This is a genomic window from Curtobacterium sp. B8, assembly GCF_000333315.1.
Classification (GTDB): domain Bacteria; phylum Actinomycetota; class Actinomycetes; order Actinomycetales; family Microbacteriaceae; genus Curtobacterium; species Curtobacterium luteum.
Genome location: NZ_BACW01000545.1, coordinates 38,283 through 61,539, shown reverse-complemented (window position 1 = coordinate 61,539; position 23,257 = coordinate 38,283). Strand labels below are relative to the sequence as shown.

Here is a 23,257-nt window from a genome sequence, read left to right as displayed (position 1 = left end):
CGACGCCGACCGNCGAGCCGAGCTTCTCGAGGAGGCCCGACGGCTGCCAGTCGATCTGCGCCGTCACCCGGGTCGTCGTGTCGGAGAGCTGNTGGAACGTCACCGCGCCGGCGTGGTCGGTGTCGCCGTTCTCGACGGTCCAGGCGACGCGCTCGTCCGGGTGCTGCTCGGTGATGACGGCGCGGAAGTCGCGCTCCTGACCGGCGACCTCGACGGTCCAGTCCGTGGTGGTGTCGTCGACCTGGACGATCTTCTCGACCTCGTCGAGGAACTCCGGGAACTCCTCGAAGCGGGTCCACTGGTCGTAGGCCTGGCGGACGGGGACGTCCACGTCGACGGTCTCGATGATCTGGGGCATGGTGCTCCTTCTCGTGTTCGGTTCCGATTGCCCCCGTGACGGTAGGCGGGAGCCACTGGGTGTCCGTCCGGGTTCCGCGCCCCCCGACTCGATGCCCGTGCGGGGGCGGGCCGCGCGCCGGCGGGGTGGGTGGTCGGGCCGCTCGCTGCCCGTTCGGTGGCCGGGCCGCTCGCTGTCGAGGCCGCTATCGTGAGGTGGATGAGCGAACACGGCCGGCACGCCTTCCACGAACGCGACGAGCACGGGATCCTCGTGCGACCGGCCGTCGCCGCCGACGTCCCGCACATCCAGCGCCTCATCGCCCCGTACGTCGACCGCCGCATCCTCCTCGGCAAGGAGAACGTCGCGCTGTACGGCTCGATCCAGCAGTTCCGGATCGCCGAGGGCCCCGACGGCGTGCCCATCGGGTGCGGTGCGCTCGCCGTGTTCTGGGACGACATCGCCGAGGTCCGCACCCTCGCGCTCGACGGCGACTGGATCCACAAGCGCGTCGGGCACCGGATGCTCGAAGCGCTCGAGCACGACGCCCGGGAGCTCGGGGTCGCGCGCATCTTCTGCCTCACGTTCGAGGTCGAGTTCTTCGCCAAGCACGGGTACCTCGAGATCGGCGAGAGCGTGGTCTCCCCGGACGTCTACGCCGAGCTCGTCCGATCGTCGGACGAGGGGGTCGCGGAGTTCCTCGACCTCGCCCGGGTGAAGCCGAACACACTCGGCAACACCCGCATGCTGAAGATCCTCTGACGCGTCGCGCGGCATCCCGGTGCACGGGGCGGCCCGCCCTACCCTGTGCGCATGTCGTCGTTCCGTCACCCCGTCGGACCCGAACGTCCCAGCGTCTACTGGCGCCGTCGAGCCATCGCGCTCGGCGCGGTGATCGTGGTCGTGGTCGTCGTCGTGCTGATCGTCGTCGGTCGGGGGAACGGTGCCACCCCCGTGGCCGCGCAGTCGACGGCTCCGGCCGCACGGACCTCGGACCGCGCCACGGCCGCGCCGTCCTCGTCATCCGCCCGTCCGTCGCGCTCCCCGTCGCCGTCCGCGTCCGCTGCTGCGGACGGCGCGACGTGCACGAAGGACCAGATCGACCTCGAGCCCGTCGTCGACAAGACCTCGTACGGTCCCACCGAGGACCCGAAGATCGCGATGTCGATCACGAACACCGGGTCGAACTCGTGCCACATGGACCTCGGGTCCTCGCAGCAGGTGCTCACGATCAGCTCCGGCGAGGAGCAATACTGGACGTCGAAGGACTGCCAGACGAACGGCACGAACCAGGACGTGACGATCAAGGCCGGGCAGAAGCTCACCACGCCGTCGATCGCCTGGGACCGCACCCGTTCGTCGACCGCCACGTGTGACTCGTCCCGGCCGTCGGTCACCGGCGGGGGAGCGAGCTACCACCTGCAGGTCGCGGTGGGGAACATCGAGTCCGCGAAGTCGGTGCAGTTCATCCTGCAGTAGCGGTGCATCGTGTGCATCGTGTGCATCGTGTGCATCGTGTGCATCGGGTGCTCGGGTGCCCGTGCTGGTGCGCATGGTCTCGTCGCCGTGCCGGTGCCGGTGCCGGTGCCGGTGCCGGTGCGGGGACCGTGGCGTGCTTGCAGCCGGTCGCTGCACGCTGCCCACATGCAGAACGGGCCCGCCGTCCGGAGACGACGAGCCCGTTCAGGGTGTTTCGGTGATCAGCCGATGACCGAGATGTTCTCGGCCTGCGGGCCCTTGCGGCCCTCGGTGATCTCGAACTCCACCTTCTGGTTCTCTTCGAGCGACTTGTAGCCGTTGCCAGCGATCGCGGAGAAGTGGGCGAAGACGTCAGCGCTGCCGTCGTCCGGCGCGATGAAGCCGAAGCCCTTTTCGTTGTTGAACCACTTGACGGTCCCAGTTGCCATGATGGCGTTTCCTTACTTTCTTGCGGGGCGACAATTTCTGCCGCTGATCCGCCGACGGTCGTCGTCGGATCGATGCGTCCCGCGGGCATGGGCCGGCGGAACGGGTTCGGGGCCAGGCGACCTGGGAAGGTCAGTGACCGATGGCGCTCGAGGTGCGCTGCGCACCGGAAGAACGATGGACTCCCGCCGAAGCGGTTGGTACCAACTTACCGTGCTCTGGCCACAACGGAAGAGCAGAGGTCGCAATCGGACCCATGAATCTGGTGGACTAGGGGTGATGGCAGACAAGGAACAGCGCTTCCGGAGCGAACAGCTCGAGGAAGCCCTCGCGAAGCAGGACGTCGCAGCGGTGGCGTTCGCGCTCCGGAACGACATCGTGATCGTCCCCCGGCTCGTGACCGGCAAGAAGGACATGCAGGTGCGGGTGTTCGGGCGCGAGGGGTCCGACAAGCGCATCCTGCTGCTCTTCTCGTCCGCCGACGCGTACACGGCGATGGTGCCGAACGAGAAGATCCGGCAGGTGATGGTCTACGACGGTGCGCGCCTGGAGGCGTTCATCGCCGAGCACCTCGACTCGCTCGAAGGCGTGTTCTTCGACATCGCCGGGCCCAACACCATGCAGTCGACGCCGGAGGACCTGCTCGCCGCGCTGCGCGCGTAGCGGATCACCCGGCCTGGAGGCGCGGTTCGCCTCCGCCATGCCGCTCGCCTCCGCGATGGCATTCGCTGTCCGGTCCGGCCCGGCGGGGTGTGCTCGCGTCACGCGACGCGGTGGGGTCGCGGGACAGCGTTGCGGCGCGGTCGCGGTGCGTCGGAGCGTGGCCCGGCCGTGTCACGGTGCAGTGCCGTCGAGTGAAGCGGCGGCGGGGTGGCGCGACGTGGTGCGGTGCGGTGCGGTGCGGTGCGGTGCGGTGCGGTGCGGTGCTGTCGCGTCGCGCGTTGCGCGTTGCGCGTTGCGCATCACGGTGCGGTCGCGACGTGGGGCGGTCGCCTGACAGCGTCAGAACGCGCGATCGAGTTCGCGCTCGCGCGCCGACTTCGTCATCGAGAACGCCACCCGGAGCGCTTCACGGAGGTGCTCTGCGCCGGAGCCGAGCACGGTCGTGAAGCCGAGACGCGAGGCCTCGCCCGCCCGCTGCTTCGCTCCTGTCGCCGGACGGATCTCGCCCGCGAGGCTGATCTCACCGATCGCCGCCAGCGTGTGCGGGTACGGGCGGTCCCGTGCGGCGCTCGCGAGGGCCAGCGCGATCGCGAGGTCGGCGCCCGGCTCGATCAACTTCATCCCGCCGACCGTGGAGACGTAGACGTCCGCGTCGGACAGCTTCAGCCCCGCACGGCGTTCGAGGACCGCGAGCAGCATCGCCACACGCGAGGCATCGACCCCGTTCACGACCCGGCGTGGCTGCGGCGCCGAACTCGGGACGACGAGCGCCTGCACCTCGACCGGCAGGGCCCGCCGGCCTTCGAGTGCCACCGTCACGCACGTCCCGGACACCGGCGCGCCGTTCCGGGACATGAAGAGGCCGCTCGGGTCCGGGACCTCGTGGATGCCGTCGCCGCCCATGTCGAAGCAGCCGACCTCGTCCGTCGGCCCGAAGCGGTTCTTGAGCGCCCGAACGAAGCGGAGCGCCGTCTGCCGGTCGCCCTCGAAGTGGCAGACGACGTCGACGAGGTGCTCGAGGAGCCGAGGCCCGGCGATCGTGCCGTCCTTCGTGACGTGGCCGACGATGAGCACCGGGAGCGCTCGCTCCTTCGCCACCCGGATCAGCGTCGACGCGACCTCACGCACCTGCGACGTCCCGCCCGCGATGCCGTCGATCGCGCCCGACGAGATCGTCTGCACGGAGTCCGCGATCAGGAGGTCGGGCTGCACCTGGTCGATCTGCCCGAGGATCACGCCGAGGTCGACCTCGCTCGCGAGGTAGAGGTCGTCGTGCATGGCACCCGTCCGCTCGGCCCGCAGCCGCACCTGGTCGACGGACTCCTCGGCACTGACGTAGAGGACCCGCTTGCCGGTCGCCGCAGCCCTGGAAGCGACCTCGAGCAGCAGTGTGGACTTGCCGACGCCCGGCTCGCCGGAGAGCAGGACGGCTGCGCCCGGCACGACCCCACCCCCGAGGACACGGTCGAACTCGCCGATGCCGGTCTGCCAGCGCTGGACGGACGTGCCACGGGCCTCCGTGATCGGGCGTGCGATCCGCGCACCGGCGACCGCAACTGCCGCGGTGCCGCGGGAACTCGCCGACGCGGCCGCGGTGTCCTCCACCGTGCCCCACGACTGGCACTCACCGCAGCGGCCGACCCACTTGATGCTGGTCCAGCCGCACTCGGTGCAGCGGTAGAGGGACTGGGGGCGCGCCATGGAGGTCAGGCTAGGCCGAGCCGCCGACATCGCCGGCGTGGCGCTCGGCATGATCCGGGAGTGGGACGGAGCCGGTCATGCGGCGTCGGAGGCGGTCCACGCGACCCGGGCGGTCGGCGTGGTCCAGCTCGCTGGCGTCGTCGGTGTCCTGCTCGGCGCGAGCGGCCGCGACCGCTCCAGCACCGGTGCCGAGCTCTTCCGCCTCGCGCGCGGAGAGGTACTGCCGGATCGCGGCGACCGTGTCCACCCGGGCGTCCACCGCCGGTTCGAACGCGCTCGCCCAGATCTCGTAGCCCCGATCGTTCGGGTGGAAGAGGTCGCCGTAGCTGTTGAAGAACGTCCGTCGGATGCCCACGCGCTTGGTGATGACGTGCAGCGGCGCGACGGTCAACCCGAACTCGGCAGCCACCCGGTGCACGATCTCGTTGGCGACCGCGACCTTGCGCTCCCGGTCCGGCACGAACATGCACGGCAGCTCGGCCACGATCGCGTGCGACGGCACCGCGCCGTAGATCTCACGGATGTTCCGCTCGAACTTGTCCGCGTCGAACTCGGCGATGTCGTTCGCCCCGATCGACACGGTGCAGATGTCGGGGGAGTACCCGCGCAGCTTCGGGAGCTGGTCCTTCTTCGCCGCCCAGGTCGTGGCCCCGGACACGCTGAGGTTCACCACGCGGACCGTCATCCGCGACCGGTGCCGGATGCGTCGGGCCAGGAGCCCGACGTACCCGCGGTTCGGGACCGTCGCTCCGACCCCCTGTGCCGCGGAGTCGCCGATCGCGAGGTAGGTCAGCTGTCCGTCGTGCTGCAGGTGCTCGCGCCACCACTGGGCGTTCACGGGCAGCATGTCGACCACCCGCTGCGAGGCGGCCCGTTGCCCGCGGATCCCGGCCCGGGCGCCGAACAGCCCGGCACCGACGACCGTCATTCCGCCGAGGATCGACGAGAGCAGGGCGACGATGGTGCGTGATTTCATGCCGTGGACGGTACGCGGGCCCGTTCGACCGTTCTCGGTGCGATGGCTGAACAGTGGACGAGTCCACCCGATCAGCCACCTGTGGAGGACGGGCGGACCTGTCGGTGGTGCGGCGGGCCTCCCGGATCGTGTAAACTCTTTCCCGGTACCGTGTCCGAGCGGCCGAAGGATCATGTCTCGAAAACATGTGTGGGGGCAACTCCACCGTGGGTTCAAATCCCACCGGTACCGCCAACGGGCCGTTTGTGTTTCTGACCTCAACGGTTTGCGAAACTTGGCCCAAAAGAAAAACCCCCGGCTCCGGCCGGGGGTTTTTCTCGTTCGTGGGCTGCTCTGGTGGATGATCGCGGCGTTCAGCGGGCCGGTTCGGCCTCGTCCTGCCATCGAAGGGCTCGGTGCTCGAGTTTTCGGGCGCGCTGAAGCACCCCGGACGCCTCTTGAGCGTTTTCGGGCGCGGTGAAGCGTCCGGGGTGCTGGTAGTGCTTGTTCTGTTCCGGGCAGCGTTGCCGGTCTACGTTCGCTGCAGCGGGATGAGCTTTACCGGGTCGGGGTTGCGCTTGTAGTTGGAACGACCCAGCCGGTCACGCCGTCGCTGCAGCAGTTCGTGCTTCTGCTTGCGGGGACGCGGGGGTCTGCCTTCCTGAGTGCGCTTGTCGAGGATGTAGAGCTGGTGCTCGAACTCGATGATGCGCTTCATGTTCGTGGCGACCATGAGCAGCGCGAAAGCGAACTGCTGCGCAGCCATACCGCGCATGGGGCGGTGGGAGGACTTGTCGAGCTCGATGTCGTCCTTGACGGTGTCGTTGAGGCTCTCCATGCTGTTGCGACCGACGCGGTAGGTGCGGAACCACTGCTTGCTGTGCCAGCGGAGCTTCTGCCGGTTCTTGACGTTGTCGCTTGACTTCACCGTGATGGTGTTCTGGCAGCAGACTCGGTTCTCTTCAGCGAGCTGCGGCATGTCCCGCTTGTGGATGCGGGGACGGTCGGCTTCTTCGGACGGCCTAGCCTTCGCGTGCAGTTCGCGGAGCGGGCAGTCGACAGTGGGGGACGGGCCGAGAGCGGGGCAGGCGAAGCGCATCTTCGACCCGTCCTTCGCTCGGTCGTGCAGATGGAGTTCGTAGTCCTCCCGTGTATTGAGGTTCTTCCTGTGCTGCTCTTCGGAGATGGTGCCTTCGTCGAAGTCCTTGCCGGTCTCGAGGAGCTCCTTGGGTGTTCCGGCGCAGAAGTACCGGTCGTCGGCGAGTGGGGCGCCGCCGACGCCGTTGCTGATGCCGAGTTGCGAGTTGTGCTTGCCGCCGATGTAGTCCTTGACGACGTCGATGTTGCGGTCGGCGAGGGGCTGGTGGAATTTTTCGGCGGTGAGGCCGCTGTAGCCGCGGTCGAAGACGAGGCGGGTGATGTCGTACCCGCGGTCGATGAGTGAGTCGACGAGCGCGATGGTGTGCTCACCGACGCGCTTATTGGGTGTGCCGAGGCTCGCGGCGCGAATCAGCTGCGGGGGTGCGCCTTCGTGGTCTCCAGTCGCGTCTTCATGGACGTCGATGATGATGTTCGCCATAAACACCATCTCCCAGTCGGACGCTTCGATGGTGCCGCCTTCCGCAGCGGGGTCGCGATTCTTTCGGCTCTTCTTCCGGGGGAACAGGTCCGCTTCGAGTTCGAGAACAGGCTTGTCGACTTCCTCACCGGTGTAGTGGTTGGCCATCGGCAGTTCCTGCTTGGTGTACTTGTCGCGTTGCCATCTGGACTGCTGGCTGCCGGCGCGCATCGTCGTCTGGTCGACCGACAGTGCGGTCCGCTTCCGCCGCCACTTCCGCGGCTGCTGCATGAGCGTCATCTCGATGAGCGCGTTGGTGAACCACTCGCCGCGGGCACGCATCACGTCGACGTGGTCCAGGTCGAGGTTCTTCTCCCATTCGGTGCGCTCGGCGTACGTCATCGACGCCCACCGCTTGCGGTCCCAGCCGTCGAATGTGTCGATGAGGCGGTGCACGGCGCGGAAGGCGAGAAAGTACCAGTCCCGGTACTTTCCGTCGTAGAAATGGCTGATGCCGAGCACCTCGCGGGCTTCCGGGGTGAGGCGGGACTCGAGGACCCGCCCCATGTCGCGTACGCGGACGGTGGAGTTTTCGATGACGAGGATGAGCGCGATGACGAGGATGACCGTGTCGTCGATGTGCGCTTTCCGGCCGCCGGGTGCCGAGCCCGCTGCAGCTCTGTCGTCGGCGCGCCACCGCTGGATGGCGGGCACGACCTTCGACATGTGGACTCGACTGAGCCAGGTCAGGACGAGGTCGGCGTCGATGAGGCTCTGCGCGCCGGCACCAGCTTTCACTTCCCGGTCTGTGACCGAGTCGCCGGTGAGTGCCCGTTGCGGGGGCAGGCTCGCCGCGACCTGCGTGTCCCACATGTTGCCGGAGTCGTAGGTGCTCATTGGAAGTCCCCCGCGCTCATGTCGGCACACCGGGCGTCGTGGTCGCGCCCGCGGATTTGTGAGTCGGCCGCCTCGTGCATGCCGGTGGCGATGGGCTGGGATGCTGTGCGGAGCGCCGCCTCGTACACGCTGATGTCGTCGAGGGACATCGCGTCGAGGTAGCGCTGCAACGAACTGAGGCCGCCTCCGGCGACCGCTAGAACCACGGGGAGAGGAAATCGGCTGATGACGTCCATCAGCCACGAGTCTCGGAGCCGCTGGAGGTTCGGTGCGGGATGTCCGCCCATGTAGACAGTCTTGAATGCAGTGGCTCGGCCCTTGCCGGTGTTTGTCGGGTACAGCAGCAGTTCGTCGTCGGGGAACGTGTGCAGGTACTCGTCGAGGTAGTGCGTCCAGTCTGCTCGGACGGGGACCGTGCGTCGGCTGGGGCCACTGGCGATGCGGACGGTGGTGCCGTCCGCTGTCTGGAGGACGTCCGCTCCGCGAAGGTTGAGGAGCTCACCGGTCGTCAGGCCGGCGCCTCCGGCAAAGGCGAGGGCGATGTGGGCTGCGCGCCGCTTCTGAGCGTTGCGCACGGTGCGTGCCCAAGACTCGAGCTCCGCGAGCTCCCGACGTGAATACGGAGCTAGCTCAACCGTGGGACGGCCACCGACGCCGCCACGATGCCGTTCGACACCTGCAACGGCATTCGCGACACGGTAGAGCCGCGAGCGCAGAGATGCGCGGGTGCTTTCCGCGCCGCTCCAGCTCCGGATGAAGCGGTTCATCATCGACGGGTAGAACAGGTCGTCGTTGTCGAGCGGGGCGTGCTGTTCGTTCGTCGCCCACAGCACATACCGGGTGACGGTGCCGACGAGTTCGATGGCGATTCGAGCATCGGTGGGGCCGTACGAGAGGACTGCGTCGATGACGAACTGCCGCACCGCCATCCAGTCCGCGGGCGTGACGTGCACAGGGCTGTAGCGCATCAGAGCCTCCCGCACCCGCGTGTCATGCTCGTTTCTTAGAGCAGAGTGTGCTACGGAATGCGGCGCTGCGGAAGGGTGGGTGTTGCGGTGCTTGCTAGGGGCGGTCATGCCTGTCGTATGCGCGGTGCCGGTCGCCGGCTGGGATCGGGTGCATGGAATCCCAGATCAGGGATCATTCAAGGGCGTGTCATCCCGGGCGTGTCGACGAGTGTCAGGCGTCGGTTGAGAGTCGGTCCCGCCAAGGGTGTCAGGGTGCAACATGCCAATGTGCTCGTGGAGCGAACCGACTCCGTTCACCCCTCGACGAAGGGCAGTACCCGATCCAGCGCTTCTGCGGAGTGCAGCCCCGCTATCCGGCGGAGCCGCTTCAGCGGCGTGCCGGTCTCGAGGTGATGGGCGAGCCACGTCGCACGCATCCGACGCGCTTGTAGCTGCACGGCGGGGCCGCCGTGCGAGACGAAATCGGTGATGAGGTTGATGTTGCTGCCACGTTGCTGCGCACGGAACATCCACCCTTCGCCTGGAAGAAAGTCCCGTCGCTCCTGAATGCGGTGAGCCCAATCCGGTACCACCGGGACCACGCGAGCTGAGGCGCCTCTGACTGTGATCGACGTTCCGAGCGCGCCGACATCGGCGCTCCGCGCTGCGATGATTTCCGCGCCGGTGAGCCCTGCCCCGAGTCCGAGTGCGAGGAGCGCTCCGGCTGAGGTGCGCCGTTCCATGGTCCGTTGCTGCCACGCCCATGCGTCGAGGACTGCGAGCTCTGCTGATGTGTACGGCCGTGATGCTTCAGCTTTCCCGAGGGCTTTGAACTTCCCTGCCGCATCCTCGCCGAGGAGCGCTTCGGAGACGCGACGCAACCGGGCACGGATCGTGTTCCGGCTTGCCCGGTTGTAGGTCGCCAGGTGATGGTTCACGAATCGGCCGATGTGGATGGGGTCGAAAACGACGCGATCTTCAATTGGGGCATATGCCGAGCGGGTGAAGTGCACCAGCCGTGTGACCGCCGGGTACAGTTCCCTCGCTGAATAGGTCACGAGCGGTTCGGCACGGACGATGACGCTGTGGACGTAGTCCTCGATGGCCGCCCAGTCCTCGGCGGGAAGATTCGGCCGGTAGGCGCTTGGCTTGTCGTTCATCGGATGGGACGCTCGGTGGGGCGCGCAGATGTGGCGTGGCGATGGGAGGTTTGGACCTGTCCGCTGTTGCCGCCGAATACGCTGGTGGTATGGGACGTCCGATGCGGCAATCGCCGGCTGAGCTCGCCGGGCAGCCATGGCCGGACGTGCCTTCCGACGACCCGCTTGCGGAGGTGGCGCGGCAGTTCGTGGTGAATGTCCGTGACGCGATGGGCGGACGAAGTGTGCGGTCCGTCGCAGCCGAGGTCGGCATGGGAAATGTGACGCTGCTGACGGTCTTGGCTGGCAAAGCGTGGCCGGACCTTGCAACGATTGCCCGGCTCGAAGCTGGCCTCGATGCGGAGCTGTGGCCGAGACGGACCAACCATTAGAGCCCCCAAACGACGGTCAGGAACGCACCGTTCACACGGCTGATCTCCTCGGGCGTTCCGCCGAGATCTTCCGGCAACGACCATCGTGCAGCGGTCACTGCAGCGAGGACCTGCATCGCCGACCATGTGTCCGGATCGGACGCATCCATTCTGGACACCGGTTGTATCGGGACTCGGCGCCCCCAGTCATGTCGTGCCCGGTCCGCAGCGAGCGTGTCAAGCCGAACGGCGAGGAGACCGCGCTCCGTGAGATCGCCACGAACATCGGACACCTGCTCCCAAGTCCTAAGATCGACGATCAGCTGCGCTGAGGCATTCGACCACCGAGCGGTGATCGTCAGCAGTGCAGGATCTTCGCGAACGTCGACGATGACACCCGCGGGCATCATCACGTCGGTCGGCCATGTGACGCAGAGCAGCGCGTCAACACGCCAGGTGCCCTGACCTACTCCGCGCACCTCGCGAGCGCTCATAGAAACGAGCATACCCCATGGTTCAAGTTCGGGCTCGATCGAGACGCCGGGGGCACACGCCCACGACGGAAACGACAACTCCCCGCAGCGATGATCTCAGCTGCGGGGAGCGCGTCCGCGACGCCTGGGGGGACTGCGTCGCGGCGTTGACGGGCCGAACGGGTTACCGGATCGGCACGATGCCTTGCGTGTCGTGCGGGAACATCGCCAGGGTCGCCTGAGCCGTTCATCGTCTAGGGAGCTGCGGCACGACGACGAGCCGATTCAGTTGTGGTTCATCCCGTGGTGACGACTCGCAAGCGCGTCCTTCCAGAAATTCTCCCGCTCAATCACCAGTTCCGCGCGGGTCTTCGGGTCGAACACCTCGAGGATCGCGTACTGGAAGTTCGCGACGATGTAGTCGTCGCCAAAGGTCTGTCGAAGCGCTTCGAACCCCTTGTTGCCGCCGGTCAGGTTCCGAAGATCTGCGTAGGCGGACCACCGCGTCCACAGGCCGTCGCTTTCCGCTGACGCCGAGCCGACGTAGAGCTTGCCCGTCGCGATGTCGGTGATGACGTAGACGCCCTTAACGCTCGACAGTGCCTCCCGCCAGCTCGGCTCTCCGTAGGCGACGATTCGCTGCAAGCTGGCATGCGGCAGGAGCACATGCTGGTAGCCGGGGAACCCGCCGAGCTTCACGTGCGGTGAAAGCTCGAACACTTCCGGGCTCAACGGACCGTCCTGCAGCGACTCGTACCGTCGCAGATAGACGTCTCGTCCAACCGGCTTCGCAAGGCGTATCACAAGCCGCTTGGTGTATTCCGCATATCGCGGCAGGGCGCGCAAGGCGTAGCCCGTGCCATCAAAGACCGCCGGCTCCAGCGCGGTCACCTCGTAGAAGCCGCCGAACACGAAGTACTGCGGACCATGGGAGGGGAGCTGCGCGAAACTGAGGACGTATTTCGCATCGCCATAGGTGTTGCTTGGTCCCCGGTCGCGGTACCGGTTGAGGTCGAGCCAGCCCTCTTCGTCATCCAGCAAGAGGTCCCAAGCAGCCGAACCTCCCACGCCGGCCCTCATGTTGAACTTCACCTTCGTCCGCGATGGTTCCGGCACCGGCATGAAATCAGCAAACCTGATCATCTCGTCCCCCTGTTTGCGAGCATTCACAGCTTAGCGGGAACGAGTGATGCTCATAGTGTCTGGTTCAGTGGCGCGGCGGTTGGCACCGCCCCGTGCGATGGGCGCGCAGATGCGAGCGGGCAAAATGGCCCAGCGGTGGCGACCGCAAGCGACTTGACGTTCGGTGGTTCATGCCTCGCGGTGGGTGCGGGCGTTTATTGGCCTTCGTCGTGTGTCGCTCAGGAGAGTGCACACGTAGTTTGTCGCAGTAACCGTCGCGGGCAGCAATCTTTCTCGAGGACTTGCTCCGCGCGACGCGGTCGTTTGTGTCCCATCGCAGATGGCCGCTGTTAGCAGAGATGGATCGCTCAGCCAACCATGACGACGCCTTGGTGTGGCGCCTTGACCTCGTTCACATCAGCCATTCCGCCGGAGGCGGCGGCCACGCGGTGTATTACGCCGCCCGGCGCGACGAGCTCTGGGGCGGAAGCGGCTCTCAGCTCCTGCGTTCAGCCACTGACGCAGCAGGCACCTGCGAATCATGGTGCGAAGCCGCTTGCGGGCTCCGACGGTCTACTCGAGGCCTTCGCGGCGGATGAAGCCCAGTTTCACCAGCCCGTCGCTTCGAGGCCGCCGGGATCTCACCCCGTCAAGGGCCGCGAGAACCCGACGATGCTGGCAGCCGCGGCTAGCGACCGTCGCTGCTTCACGTCATTAAGCTCAACCTACAGCGAGGCGAGATCAGCCCACCGGAGCCCGGTCTCGCGTCGAACGCAAACCGGCATGAGGAGATTCGCCTTGCGCGCCATTGTCTGCATAGTAGCAAAAATCTGCAGCGACACCCGACGCGTCTGGACCAGGATGCTCCGGGCCGCTATTGCAGACCGAACTTTCAAGCACTGTCGGCGCGTCAGTGTACGTTCTACTAATGCTGAGTAAACCGCTGCGTGCCTCGAAGATTCGAGTAAAGTTGAAGGCTGCCCTCCTTATTATTGCAGCCATTGCGATATCAGCCATCGTCCTAGTGGGCATAAGCTTGTGGCTGGCCAGGACAAGCGCTGCGCGTCTCGCCAATGAGGGGGTAAACGCCACCGCCACAGCCACTGGCGAGGTTTGCTCCTTCGAAGTGAAAAAGTACAGGGGCTCGTACGTACAGTACGCGGCAATGTACGGCTACACAGTTGACGGCCGCCGCCATGAGACCAGAGGTACAGCTCGCTTCGGCGCGGCTGCCGACGTTCCCACTAATGCGACTGCCGTCCAGGTCAGATACCTACCAAGCAACCCGACCGTAGCCATCGCTCATGACGAACGCATTCAGCACACTCCGAACATAACACACCACGTCCCGAAGGTCACAACAGACTGCTCGAAGTAGACACGTCTACATGGCGCACAGCCATATCGAGGCCTCTACGCATCAGCGACGGTTCGCACTAATCATTTATTGGTTGGACGCTTTTGTTCTCGCGCTCGGAACACGTAAAATATGAATCCCATCAGGGCGATAGCGCCACCAATCAGCACTGCGACGCCGATAGGCAGTCGAAGGAGGCCCCCGATGAATATTGCCACAGCTCCAACAATCAACCCGGCATAAAAAATCCACAGCGGTTTCTTGACCTCGCGGTCCGGCTGTTGCGCCATGTCTGTCTCCTGCCTCAGGAAAGCTAGTCCGAGCCGTCGCGCTTACGATGCGCGCGCGTTCCTAGGCCTTGCACGATGAATACGATGCCAATAAGAACCAGTACGACGGCAATAACAATCTGTGCCACCGGACGCGCATCGCCATTAAAAGGCGATAGTCCGTAAAAGGCACCGAATATTGCGAATATTGCGCCAAGCGCTATTACTACGGTCGGACTTTTGGCGTTGAAGAACTTCACTTTTCGTTCCTTGTTTGGATCGCCGAATCAAATCGGGTATGGATTGCCGACCACGAGATTACCCGCCCACCCGCCGATGAAGTTGCAAGCTACGGCTCCTGGAGCGGCCAAGGTCCCTCCCGAGGCGCCGGCAGCGATGCCCTCACACGTTACTGCGGTGAGAGTACTGACCGTAGTCGTCACAGCTTGCTTGGCACAGGTCTCCGAGCTGCCAGAGCCGCATGCGACGCCAAGATCATATATGTCGCCGGCGGTGCCGTAGAGGTCACTTGGGGTGACTTTCTTCCCGGATGCGTCGGCGTTGTTGACGGGGTCCAGGCCGGCGTACCCGTATCGGTTGGCGTTGCTCGGGCTGAGGGGCGCGTCGAGGGTGTCGCGTTCGATCCATCCGCCGGTGACGCTGCTCTGCCACCGGTACCCAAACTTCGTGAGCCCGTTATCGGTGCTGCTTGAGCGGAGGCCGCTCTTGAAGCCGTAGGGGTTCTGCTGCCACTGCGCACTGTCGCCACCGATACCGACGGTTTCGGCGCCGTAGGGGTTGTAGGAGACGGTGTATGCGGTCTTGCCGGTGTCTGCGATCGCGGCCGCCGGGCTCCCGGTGCCGTCGATGATCCACATGCTGGTGGTGCCGTCGGTGGTCTGCAGGTCCAGTGGCTGCCCGGTTGTCGGGTCGCTGATCACCGACGCGGTTCCGGAGCCGATGCTCTCGCGTGCGGTGATCACGGGGACGCCGTTGGAGTCGGTCGTGCCATACGTGTATCCGTACTGTGCTCCCCCCTCGGTTGACTGCCAGAGCAGCTTGTTCATGTCCGCGCCGGCGTACTCGTAGCTGGTCTTCACCCCATCCTTTGTGGACGAGGTCATCTGCTGCGCACCGTTGTAGGTGAACGTCTGACCGGGTGCGGCGGTGAGGTTGCCGACCTTGTCGTACCCGTAACCAGCGGTGGTGATCTGCCCGACCGCGTTGTACGTCAACGTCTGCGAGCTCGTCGATTCCCCGGACGCGTTCGCGGTGAGCCGGTTCCCGGCGACGTCGTACGTGTACGCCCACGTGGTGTTCTTCCCACCGCTGGCCTGCGCGGCCTTGGTGAGGCGGCTGTTGGAGTCGTACGTGTACGTCGTGGTCTGACCGGTGACGTTGTCCTTCACCCACTGGATCTTGTCGGTGTCGTTCGCGCTCTTGGACGCCGTGCAGTCAGCACCGGCGGTGATGCCAGTGATGTAGCAGTACTTGAGGTCAACGACCGGCTTGCTGGTGTTGCTGGCCTGCCATGCCTTGACGCTGATGACCTTGTTCGAGGCGCCGTAAGTGATGGTCTCGTGCGCCTGCCACGTCGACGGGTCATCGGCCGGGTTCGTCGGCTCGACGGCACCGAGCCAGGTGTCGGTGCGGCGGCCGTGGTCGTCGTTCTTGTACAGCTGCTTCCCGGTACCGCCGTCAGCGGTCGGGTAGGTGGTCTTCACCAGCACGTTCGCGACGTCGTAGTCATGGGTGACGGTGCCGTGCTGGTCGGTGACCTGGCTGGTGTTCCCGGCAAGGTCATACCCGTACGACACCTGCCCGCCGCCGGCGGTATTCACCGTGGAGGTCAGCCGGTTGCGCTGGTCGTAGTTTTTGGTGATGGTGCCCGTCGCGGACTGTTCCGTGAGCTGGTTGCCGTTGCCGTCGTACGTGCTCGTCACCGTCGCCGTGCCGTCATCGAACGCCGTCGTCAGAAGCCGGTCGTCGTTGTCGTACGTGTACGTGGTGACACCACCGGCACCGTCGGTGTGGGTCTTCACCCGGCCGAAGTCGTCGTACGCGTACTGCTGCGTGCCGACGGTGTTCGCCGGTGCGGTGATCTTCTGCAGCTGGTTGTTCGCGTCGTAGCCGTAGGTGGTGGTCCGGTCGACGGAGTCATCCCCGGGCGCCTTCGCGGTTTTCACCGCACCCCAGGCGTACTTGTCGCCCTTGCTCTTGTCGTTATACACCAGTGTCGCGGTCGCCGCTTCCGGACCCGTGCCGGTGCCCGTAGAGGACTGGTTACCCGGACCGTCGTAGCCATACTTCGACTTATTTCCCGAGCTGTCGGTCGTCGATGACGGCAAGTACGCAGTCGGTGCCGCGGCACCGTACTCGGCGGAGTTCGTGCTGCCGGAGGCGGACTGAGACTGCGTCAGCGACTGCCCGCTGTTCTGACCGAACGTGTTGGTCGTCGTCGACCCGGATGATCCGGTGCCGGTCGTGGAAGAAGCGACGCCGTTGTTCGCAGCGTTGTAGGTGCGGGACTGCTGCCGGCCCGCCGCGTCTACTGCCTTGGTGACGAGGTCGTTGCCGTCCAACGTGTACGTGGTGTGCTTCGCAGCGGCGACCGTAGCGGACTGGTCCGACCTCGGGTCGGCGACCTGCGTCGACGTGTCCGACGCGTACGAGAACCGCGTCACCGCGGTGCCCGGGGAACCGGCCGTGGTGTTGCGCTGCTCGACCTTGGTGACTCGGTCGGACGAGTCGTACGTAAACGCCGTGATGCCGCCCGTCGGCGCGGTAATCGAGGTGAGGTCCCCGCTGGTGTACGCGAACGTGGTCTTCGCACCGGTCGCGTCCATGTAGGTGGTGATGTCACCCGCGGGGCTCTTCGTCCACGATACCGAGCGGCTGCTCGAGCCTGAGGTCTGCGAGAAGGTCTGCGTGCCGTTGGCGTAGGACGACTTCGCCGTCCGTGCATCCGTCCCACCCGCCGTCGAGACCAGGGTGGTCAGCGCGTAGCCGTCGGAGGTGTTGAAGCTGACCTGGTTCTGGTTCCGGTCCACGATCGAGGTGGGTTGCCCGGCGAGGTTGAAGTGCGTAGTCGAGTTCGTCGTCCACCCCTTCAGCTGGTACTCATAGTTCGTCCCGGACGTGTTCACCCGAGTCAGCGTCTGCTGGAGCCCAGCCGGCGTCGTGAACGCCCCCTGTGCGCCGGACGGCTTGAACTGCCACGCCGTCCCCACCGCGTCCGTGTAGACCACACCGGCCGCGTTCGCAGTCAGGTCGCCGGCGCCGGCGAGTGCGTACTGCCACCGGTTCGCGTCCATCGTGTTCGCGTTCGCGACCGTGGTCGCCCGCGAGTTGTACGCGGCACCGATCGTGCTGTTCTGCGTCACACCCCGGAAGGTTCAACGCCGTCGTGTCACCAGGGAGGTTGCCGGTACCGACATCCACAGACGCGTTGGTCTGGTCCGTGATCGGGAACGGCAGCGTCGTCGCGGACTTCCGCTGACCGGTCTGGTTCGTCGACGACGGACCGCCGGGCAACGAGTTGTAGGTGCCCTGCAGGTCGATGACGTAGTCCATTGCGGTCGGGCCGTTGTTGCGGATCCGGATCTTGCCGTTCGCACCGATCGGCGCGACGATCGTGTTCGTCAGGATCGACGTCGGATCGCTGTTGATCGCCGACCCCGTCGGCACCGCCGCACCATCTGCGTACACCTGCGCGTATGTGTCCTTGTCACTGTTATTCACTGCGGTGAACGTGAGCGCGGCAGCGGACAGGCCCGCCTCAACTGTAGGGACACCGTCACGGGCACCACCGACCTGCACCGTGAACGTCGCACCCGACGCGATCCGGGCAGTGTTCTTCCGCGTGTCGACCAGCCGGCCCGCCTGCGGAGTGAACCCTCCACCCGGGTTCGCCGGGAGGAAGTAGCCCTGGATGTCGACGATCACGTCGATGAGACCAGCACCGGACGCGGTGTCGAGCGTGATCTTCCCGTCGGAGCCGATCGCGACCTGCGCGCTCATCGCCGTGTCGAGGCCCTTAGTGGAGTTGTAATTCAGGACGCCAGTGCTCTTGGCTGCACCCGACGGCGTCGCACGAATCCACCCCGCCTTGGCTTCTTGGTTGATGACGATGATGTTCGCCGCGACCGCCGCCGCACCAGCCGGGACACCGTTGTTGCCCGTCACCTGGAACGTTGCCGAGTCGCCACCATTCAGCTGCGCCTTCGGCACACCCGTGCCGTTGCGGGAGTCCACGAACCGGGTCGGTGCCATCGGCACCAAACCACCCGCACCGACCCCGTTCTTCGTCGACGTGTAGTAGCCGGTGATGTCGACGATGACCCGGTTCTGCGCCGTCTCCGTTGAGAGCTGCAGGGAGCCGTCATCCCCCACCGCGAGCAGCGACGACGTCGACACGTTCCCGCCGACACCAGCACCGTAGATCATCAGCAACGTCGACGGGTCCGATGCGGAGGGACGGCCGAACAGCTGCCCCTGTCCCTGCGAGTCCGCGACAGTGATCATCATCGTCACCGCGCCGATCCCTGATGTCGGCAACCCGTTCACCCCGGCGAGCTTGATGCCCTTGTACGTGCCCTTCGCCGTTGCACCATCGAAGACGCGGGCGTTCTTCGTCATCGGGACGTACTGACCACCCGTGCCCGTCACCTCAGCATGCGCCGGCGCCGGCGGACTCACCACCGCCAGCAGCGAACCGAGCAAAGCCGCCAAAGCGACCATGGCAAGCAGCACCCAACGGGCACGAACAGACGACAGCGACATTGCGAACACGCGCAGAACCCCTCAACAGGCCGCCACAGCTATGACACCCCCGTGGTGTGGCTGAGCAACCATCAAGGACGCTACGGAGGAACACTCACCACTGCACCCCCACATATGGGGCTCGAAGCCCGCACGGCCCGTCCGCTAAGGGTCATGCGCAACTCGACTTCGCGTAAGTGGATACGGCGGAATCGGACGATCAGGTCCGTCCGGAAGCCGATCGGCTACCGGACGGCGGTTAGGCTTCAGATCATGGGGGAGCGCACGGCGGCGTTGGGACGCAGGAAGTCGAGTGGGTGGCGGTTCCTGCGCGATCTGGTCGTCATCCTGCTGGTGGCGCTACTGGTGTCGTTCCTGATTAAGACGTTTTTGATTCGCTCGTTCTACATCCCGTCCGGGTCGATGATGAACACGCTGCAGATCAACGACCACGTGATCGTAAACGAGCGCGCGACCCTGCACCGCGGCGACGTTGTCGTGTTCCGTGACCCCGGCGGGTGGCTGAAGGCTGGACAAGATGTCGAGGGGCGAACCGCCTCACCGCGGAGTGCGTTGTCGAACGTGCTGAGCGCGGTCGGGCTCGGCGCCGACAGCGACGATCACCTCATCAAGCGGATCATCGGTCTCCCGGGGGATCACGTGCAGTGCTGCAACGCGCTGGGTCAGATGGAGGTCAACGGTGTCCCGATCGTCGAACCGTATGTTCGGAGAGCGCCTGGGCAGGCAGCTTCCGGAATCCCGTTCGATGTGACGGTTCCCGCTGGTGAGCTGTGGGTGATGGGTGACAACCGTTACGAGTCGGCCGATTCACGCCTGCACCAGAACCTCCCGTCGAGGGGCTTCGTCCCCGAGAGCGACGTGGTCGGACGTGCGGTCGTCATCAGTTGGCCCGCGCAACGATGGAGCTGGCTGGACGACTACCCGTCTGTGTTCGCAGGCACCGACAGAGAACTCCGGTGACACAGCGCGATCGGTCTCGGTAGCGGATGGGACTGCTGTCGGTTCGGTTGACTCCTGACCTGTGGGGACGTGGTCCTCGCTGGAAGGATGTCGATCATGGCCAAGCCTTATCCGGAGGAGTTCCGACGCGACGTGATCGCGGTCGCGCGACGGGGTGAGATCCCGTTGACGCAGGTCGCGAAGGACTTCGGGATCTCCGAGGGGACCGTGACGAACTGGCTGCGTCGAGCCGACATCGACGACGGGGTTCGGTCTGGGACCACGACGACCGAGAACGTCGAGCTGCGAGAGCTTCGGAAACGGAACCGGCTGCTAGAGCAGGAGAACGAGATCCTCCGCCGTGCCGCCGCGTATCTCTCCCAAGCGCACCTCCCAAAATGATGTACCCGCTGGTCCGTGAACTCGCCGCCGACCGGATCCCGGTCGCGGTGACCTGCCGGGTGCTGGGCTTCTCGAAGCAGGCGTACTACGCCTGGCGAAAGGACCCGGTGAGTCGTCGTGATTGGGAGAACGCGCACCTGACCAACGCCGCCGTCGATGCGCACCGTGACGACCCGACGTTCGGGTACCGGTTCATCGCCGACGACCTCGCCGCCGCCGGCCACCGAGTCTCGGAGCGACCCGTGTGGCGGTTGTGCTCGCAGCAGCGGCTCTGGTCATTGCATGCCAAGAAACGGGGACTGACTCGGAAAGCGGGCCCGCCGGTGCACGATGACCGGGTCCGGCGGGCATTCACCGCCCCGGACCTGGACCGGCTGTGGTTGACCGACATCACCGAGCACAACACGGCCGAGGGCAAGCTATATCTCTGCGCCGTCAAGGACGCCTGCTCCCGCCGCATCGTCGGCTACTCGATCGACGCCCGGATGCGGTCCTCCCTCGCGGTTGCGGCGCTGCAAATGGCGATCTCGCGCCGGAACCCGTCCGGCACGGTCGTCCACTCGGACAGGGGCAGTCAATTTCGTTCCAAACGGTTCGTTCGGGCGCTCTCTGACGCCGGGCTCCTGGGGTCGATGGGCAGGGTCGGCGCGTGCGCGGACAACGCGGCGATGGAGTCCTTCTTCGCGCTCCTGCAGAAGAACGTCCTCAACCGGCGCCGGTGGGCGTCGCGGGAGCAGCTGCGCCTCGCGATCGTGCACTGGATCGAGGGCACCTACCACCGGAAACGTCGGCAACGCGGGCTCGGGAAGTTGACGCCCATCGAGTACGAAGCAATCATCAACCCACAGGTCGCACTCGCGGCCTAAATCAACGAGTCAACCGAACCTGCAGCAGTCCCTCCTACTGTCGGGGCCGAGTTTGGGGTCGGGTTTGGGGGAGGTTTGGGGGGTCACAAGCGCATCCGGGTGACGGCGTTGCGGATCAGGGGGGCGTATTCGCGGTCGTAGATCTGGAGGGTGGCGGCGTTGGTGTGGTGGGTCTGATTCATAATCTCCACGTCCGTCGCACCGGCATTGCGGGCTTCGGTGACGAACCCGGCACGGAGCGAGTGCCCCGACCAGCCGTTCTCCCCGAGCCCGGCCGCCTGCGCGCGGCGGGCGACGGCCTTCCCGACCGTGGTGGGGCTGATGCCGGTGGTCCGGTACAGGCCCCACTTGGACACGGCGCGGAAGAACGGCATCGACGGCGGCAACCGATCGGCGCCGAGCCCGTCGGCACAGACGTGCACGGCGAGACTCGCGCCGGTGAGCGCTGCGAAGAGGCCCGCTTCGCCGCTGGCGTCCTGTGCGAGCATCAGCCGGGAGAGCCGCACATACGCGCAGGGGGCGCAGGTGACCGGGTTCGCGCCCTGCCGCAGCACTTTGATCCGGCCGGCGCCGTCCTGGTCGGTCTTCGACTTCCGCACGCGGGCGTAGACGCCTTCGCCGTCGACGAGGCGGAGGTCCGCGACGGTGAGGGCGGTGAGCTCGGACTCGCGGAACGCGCCGACGAACCCGAACAGCAGCAACGCCTGATCGCGGGTTCCGAGCGCGCCGGTCTGGAGGTCGGCGACGTCGATCTTCAACAGCGCCGTCTGCAGCGCCTTCAACGTCATCGGCTTCGCCCGCCTGACCGGCACCGACCGGGTGCGACGGATTCCCTTCAGGACATCGCGGACAATCGGGGTAGTGCCTGGCGGGGTGTGGCCGCGGCGAGCGTGCTCCCAATCGATCGCGGCCACATACCGGCTGATCGTCGCCGGCGCGTACCGCTGCCCACCATCAGGCAAGACCGCGTTGGCCTTATCCGCGAGGAACGCCGCAACCTCGGTCGGGTCGACCGGCGCCGTGATGACCTGCTCAAGCTCGTGCGGTTCCGAGATCTCATGGTCGAGGAACCCAGCACGCCACCGCGCGAACTGCCGCAAATCCGACCGGTACGCCCGCACCGTATTCACCGACAGAGACGCCTCCGCGAACACCTGCGGTGACGCACCCACCGGCACCGTCACCGCAGCTGACCCGGCAGGGGCGCCGTCACCGGCGGCGCTTCGGAGTCGGGCGAACGCGGTCCGGGAGTGTTCCGCGGCAGCACGCTGCTCCGCCGTCAGCGCCCGTCTGCTGACGGTGGCTGCCGAGGTCACGGACTGCTCTTCGGGCACGTCAGGCGAGGCCGAGCTGCTGCAGGATGCCGAGCTGGTCGGTACTACCCCACCGCTCGGATGCGCGGCCGTCGCGGAAGCCGATGACCTGCACGTTGCGGATACCGGTGAACCGGCGCCCCGTCGGGGCGTGCCCCATCCACTCCCCCGTGTGCGTACCGGCGAGGGTGGAGATCGTGATCACCTTCGTCGGTGTCGCGATCGTCTCGATGTCCTCCCGCTCGACGTCGGTGAACGCCTTCCCGAACTGCTCCCAGAACCACGCGATCCCGGACCCGTCCTCGGGTTCCCCTTCGGCAGCGTCGTGATCGGTGAAATCGGGCGTGAACCGCGCCTCGAGCGGCAGGTCCTGCTGCCGCATCCGGTCCCGAGCCTCGAGCGTCGGACCGCCATCCGCTGTCACCTCAACTGCCATCGGAGCCTCCTCATCGTGTGTGTCGGTCCTCCCATAAGTTGTCGCCCGAGGCTTCCTGGAGGCCGTGACCGACACCCTCCCGTCCCCTGGTTGCGTCGAATAACGTGTCGCCGTTTGGCGGGCCTACTGGCCCCGTGTGGTCATGCCAGGGCTCCTACCTTTCGCCGCTCGGCCATGAGACATCGTGGATGGGGTGTCGAGGCCCCAGCGAAGTCGCGGCCGTCGGAACTCCATAGAACGGGCTCGGCCATTTGGCCGACCTTTTGGGCCGCCGGTGTTGCACACTTGGTGCCGTGAGTGTTGTGATCGAGACCACCGCCGCCTTAGCCTCGACGGTGGCCGACAACCTTTTTCAGGTCCTGCTTGGTCGAGGTAAAGAGGAACGGGAGCGACGCCAGTCGTCGGCAGGACAGCTCGTCGCGGCACTCAGCCCTATCGTTCAGGAACTTCGCATGTTCGAAGACCGCCGTCGGCCCAAGTGGTGGAAGAAGAACCTGCGGCGACTATATGCACTCCTCGACAACCTCGAACCAGAGCTGCCAACTCAATGGCGACACCTCAAGCGATCGATACGCGACAGCGTCGGGTCAGCTGTCGGCGGTGGGGTGGTCTTCGTCGACCTTGTTCCGGTTCCCGACGACGCCGACTTGACGCAGCCTTCGCGCTGGACGATGCACGCGGCCGACTACCTCAATGATTGCCAGCGCGTTATTAGACGGTGGGGTCACCTGCGGTCGGCGCGCGGTGCCCGCCACGTCACGATCCCAGACTTCAACGCCTGGGTTGACGTTTTCAACTTGCAGGACTGACCGCTGGGTCACGCGG

The 23,257-nt window shown here is 66.0% G+C and carries 23 protein-coding genes and 1 tRNA gene; 9 read left to right on the top strand and 15 right to left on the bottom strand.

Going from position 1 to position 23,257, the window contains the following annotated elements:
* On the bottom strand, positions 1-358 hold a 358-nt coding region (locus I59_RS14715), incomplete at its 3' end, for an SRPBCC family protein (RefSeq protein ID WP_022904523.1).
* Between the two features lie 198 nt (positions 359-556).
* Here I59_RS14715 and I59_RS14710 point away from each other — a divergent pair.
* Positions 557-1,099 (top strand): amino-acid N-acetyltransferase, encoded by a 543-nt coding sequence (locus I59_RS14710; RefSeq protein ID WP_022904522.1) that lies wholly within the window; start codon positions 557-559, stop codon positions 1,097-1,099.
* A gap of 51 nt (positions 1,100-1,150) precedes the next feature.
* Positions 1,151-1,816: a hypothetical protein gene (locus I59_RS14705; protein ID WP_022904521.1), complete on the top strand. Its 666-nt coding sequence runs from the start codon at positions 1,151-1,153 to the stop codon at positions 1,814-1,816.
* A 221-nt stretch (positions 1,817-2,037) separates the two neighbouring features.
* Here I59_RS14705 and I59_RS14700 read toward each other — a convergent pair whose 3' ends face one another.
* The gene (locus I59_RS14700; protein WP_022904520.1) at positions 2,038-2,244 is read right to left on the bottom strand and encodes a cold-shock protein; all 207 of its coding nucleotides are present in this window, start codon (positions 2,242-2,244) and stop codon (positions 2,038-2,040) included.
* A gap of 277 nt (positions 2,245-2,521) precedes the next feature.
* Between I59_RS14700 and I59_RS14695 the strand changes: the two genes are divergently transcribed.
* The gene (locus I59_RS14695) at positions 2,522-2,905 is read left to right on the top strand and encodes an SseB family protein (RefSeq protein ID WP_022904519.1); all 384 of its coding nucleotides are present in this window, start codon (positions 2,522-2,524) and stop codon (positions 2,903-2,905) included.
* A gap of 339 nt (positions 2,906-3,244) precedes the next feature.
* On the opposite strand, the gene radA is transcribed toward I59_RS14695, so the two are convergent.
* Together radA and I59_RS21555 are read right to left on the bottom strand one after the other, a co-directional pair.
* Positions 3,245-4,606 (bottom strand): DNA repair protein RadA, encoded by a 1,362-nt coding sequence (radA, locus tag I59_RS14690; RefSeq protein WP_031273899.1) that lies wholly within the window; start codon positions 4,604-4,606, stop codon positions 3,245-3,247.
* Between the two features lie 10 nt (positions 4,607-4,616).
* Complete coding sequence (locus I59_RS21555; protein ID WP_022904517.1) at positions 4,617-5,582, bottom strand: SGNH/GDSL hydrolase family protein; 966 nt, start codon at positions 5,580-5,582, stop codon at positions 4,617-4,619.
* A 144-nt stretch (positions 5,583-5,726) separates the two neighbouring features.
* Between I59_RS21555 and I59_RS14680 the strand changes: the two genes are divergently transcribed.
* A tRNA-Ser gene (locus I59_RS14680) sits at positions 5,727-5,816 on the top strand.
* A 277-nt stretch (positions 5,817-6,093) separates the two neighbouring features.
* On the opposite strand, the gene I59_RS14675 is transcribed toward I59_RS14680, so the two are convergent.
* From I59_RS14675 to I59_RS14665, 3 genes are all read right to left on the bottom strand, one after another.
* Positions 6,094-8,016, bottom strand: coding sequence for a hypothetical protein (locus I59_RS14675; RefSeq protein WP_022904516.1), 1,923 nt, complete (start codon positions 8,014-8,016; stop codon positions 6,094-6,096).
* Positions 8,013-8,999 carry a hypothetical protein gene (locus tag I59_RS14670; RefSeq protein WP_022904515.1) on the bottom strand — a complete coding sequence of 329 codons (987 nt, stop codon included), beginning with the start codon at positions 8,997-8,999 and terminating at the stop codon, positions 8,013-8,015. Before I59_RS14670 ends, I59_RS14675 begins: the two co-directional genes overlap by 4 nt.
* 278 nt (positions 9,000-9,277) lie before the next feature.
* Complete coding sequence (locus I59_RS14665) at positions 9,278-10,123, bottom strand: hypothetical protein (RefSeq protein WP_022904514.1); 846 nt, start codon at positions 10,121-10,123, stop codon at positions 9,278-9,280.
* Positions 10,124-10,212: 89 nt separating this feature from the next.
* On the opposite strand from I59_RS14665, the gene I59_RS22315 reads away from it, so the two are divergent.
* A complete protein-coding gene (locus I59_RS22315) occupies positions 10,213-10,494 on the top strand; it encodes an XRE family transcriptional regulator (RefSeq protein ID WP_148286255.1) in 282 nt (93 codons plus the stop codon).
* Here I59_RS22315 and I59_RS14660 read toward each other — a convergent pair.
* Together I59_RS14660 and I59_RS14655 are read right to left on the bottom strand one after the other, a co-directional pair.
* On the bottom strand, positions 10,491-10,967 hold the full coding sequence (locus tag I59_RS14660) for a hypothetical protein (RefSeq protein WP_148286254.1): 477 nt from the start codon (positions 10,965-10,967) through the stop codon (positions 10,491-10,493). The two genes, I59_RS22315 and I59_RS14660, sit on opposite strands and share 4 nt — an antisense overlap.
* 264 nt (positions 10,968-11,231) lie before the next feature.
* Positions 11,232-12,089 (bottom strand): GIY-YIG nuclease family protein, encoded by an 858-nt coding sequence (locus tag I59_RS14655; RefSeq protein ID WP_022904512.1) that lies wholly within the window; start codon positions 12,087-12,089, stop codon positions 11,232-11,234.
* Positions 12,090-12,996: 907 nt separating this feature from the next.
* Between I59_RS14655 and I59_RS22310 the strand changes: the two genes are divergently transcribed.
* Positions 12,997-13,446, top strand: coding sequence for a DUF3592 domain-containing protein (locus I59_RS22310; protein WP_148286253.1), 450 nt, complete (start codon positions 12,997-12,999; stop codon positions 13,444-13,446).
* Between the two features lie 62 nt (positions 13,447-13,508).
* Here I59_RS22310 and I59_RS22305 read toward each other — a convergent pair whose 3' ends face one another.
* The 4 genes from I59_RS22305 to I59_RS23615 form a co-directional block, all read right to left on the bottom strand.
* On the bottom strand, positions 13,509-13,715 hold the full coding sequence (locus tag I59_RS22305) for a hypothetical protein (protein WP_148286252.1): 207 nt from the start codon (positions 13,713-13,715) through the stop codon (positions 13,509-13,511).
* A gap of 23 nt (positions 13,716-13,738) precedes the next feature.
* On the bottom strand, positions 13,739-13,954 hold the full coding sequence (locus I59_RS22300) for a hypothetical protein (protein WP_148286251.1): 216 nt from the start codon (positions 13,952-13,954) through the stop codon (positions 13,739-13,741).
* Positions 13,955-13,981: 27 nt separating this feature from the next.
* Positions 13,982-16,540, bottom strand: coding sequence for an RHS repeat-associated core domain-containing protein (locus I59_RS14650; protein WP_261976588.1), 2,559 nt, complete (start codon positions 16,538-16,540; stop codon positions 13,982-13,984).
* 274 nt (positions 16,541-16,814) lie between these two features.
* Positions 16,815-18,332: a hypothetical protein gene (locus tag I59_RS23615; protein WP_261976586.1), complete on the bottom strand. Its 1,518-nt coding sequence runs from the start codon at positions 18,330-18,332 to the stop codon at positions 16,815-16,817.
* 396 nt (positions 18,333-18,728) lie between these two features.
* On the opposite strand from I59_RS23615, the gene lepB reads away from it, so the two are divergent.
* Both lepB and I59_RS14630 read left to right on the top strand, forming a co-directional pair.
* Positions 18,729-19,436 carry a signal peptidase I gene (gene lepB, locus I59_RS14640; protein WP_031273894.1) on the top strand — a complete coding sequence of 236 codons (708 nt, stop codon included), beginning with the start codon at positions 18,729-18,731 and terminating at the stop codon, positions 19,434-19,436.
* A gap of 96 nt (positions 19,437-19,532) precedes the next feature.
* A protein-coding gene (locus I59_RS14630; RefSeq protein ID WP_148286034.1) for an IS3 family transposase occupies positions 19,533-20,683 on the top strand; the annotation gives its coding sequence in 2 pieces (ribosomal slippage) (positions 19,533-19,800 and positions 19,800-20,683; 1,152 coding nt in all).
* Positions 20,684-20,766: 83 nt separating this feature from the next.
* Here the strand turns inward: I59_RS14630 and I59_RS14625 are convergent.
* Positions 20,767-21,999 carry a tyrosine-type recombinase/integrase gene (locus I59_RS14625; protein WP_148286250.1) on the bottom strand — a complete coding sequence of 411 codons (1,233 nt, stop codon included), beginning with the start codon at positions 21,997-21,999 and terminating at the stop codon, positions 20,767-20,769.
* A gap of 19 nt (positions 22,000-22,018) precedes the next feature.
* Positions 22,019-22,432, bottom strand: coding sequence for an ester cyclase (locus I59_RS14620; RefSeq protein WP_083882155.1), 414 nt, complete (start codon positions 22,430-22,432; stop codon positions 22,019-22,021).
* 302 nt (positions 22,433-22,734) lie between these two features.
* Between I59_RS14620 and I59_RS22295 the strand changes: the two genes are divergently transcribed.
* A complete protein-coding gene (locus I59_RS22295; protein WP_148286249.1) occupies positions 22,735-23,241 on the top strand; it encodes a hypothetical protein in 507 nt (168 codons plus the stop codon).
* Positions 23,242-23,257 lie beyond the last annotated feature (16 nt).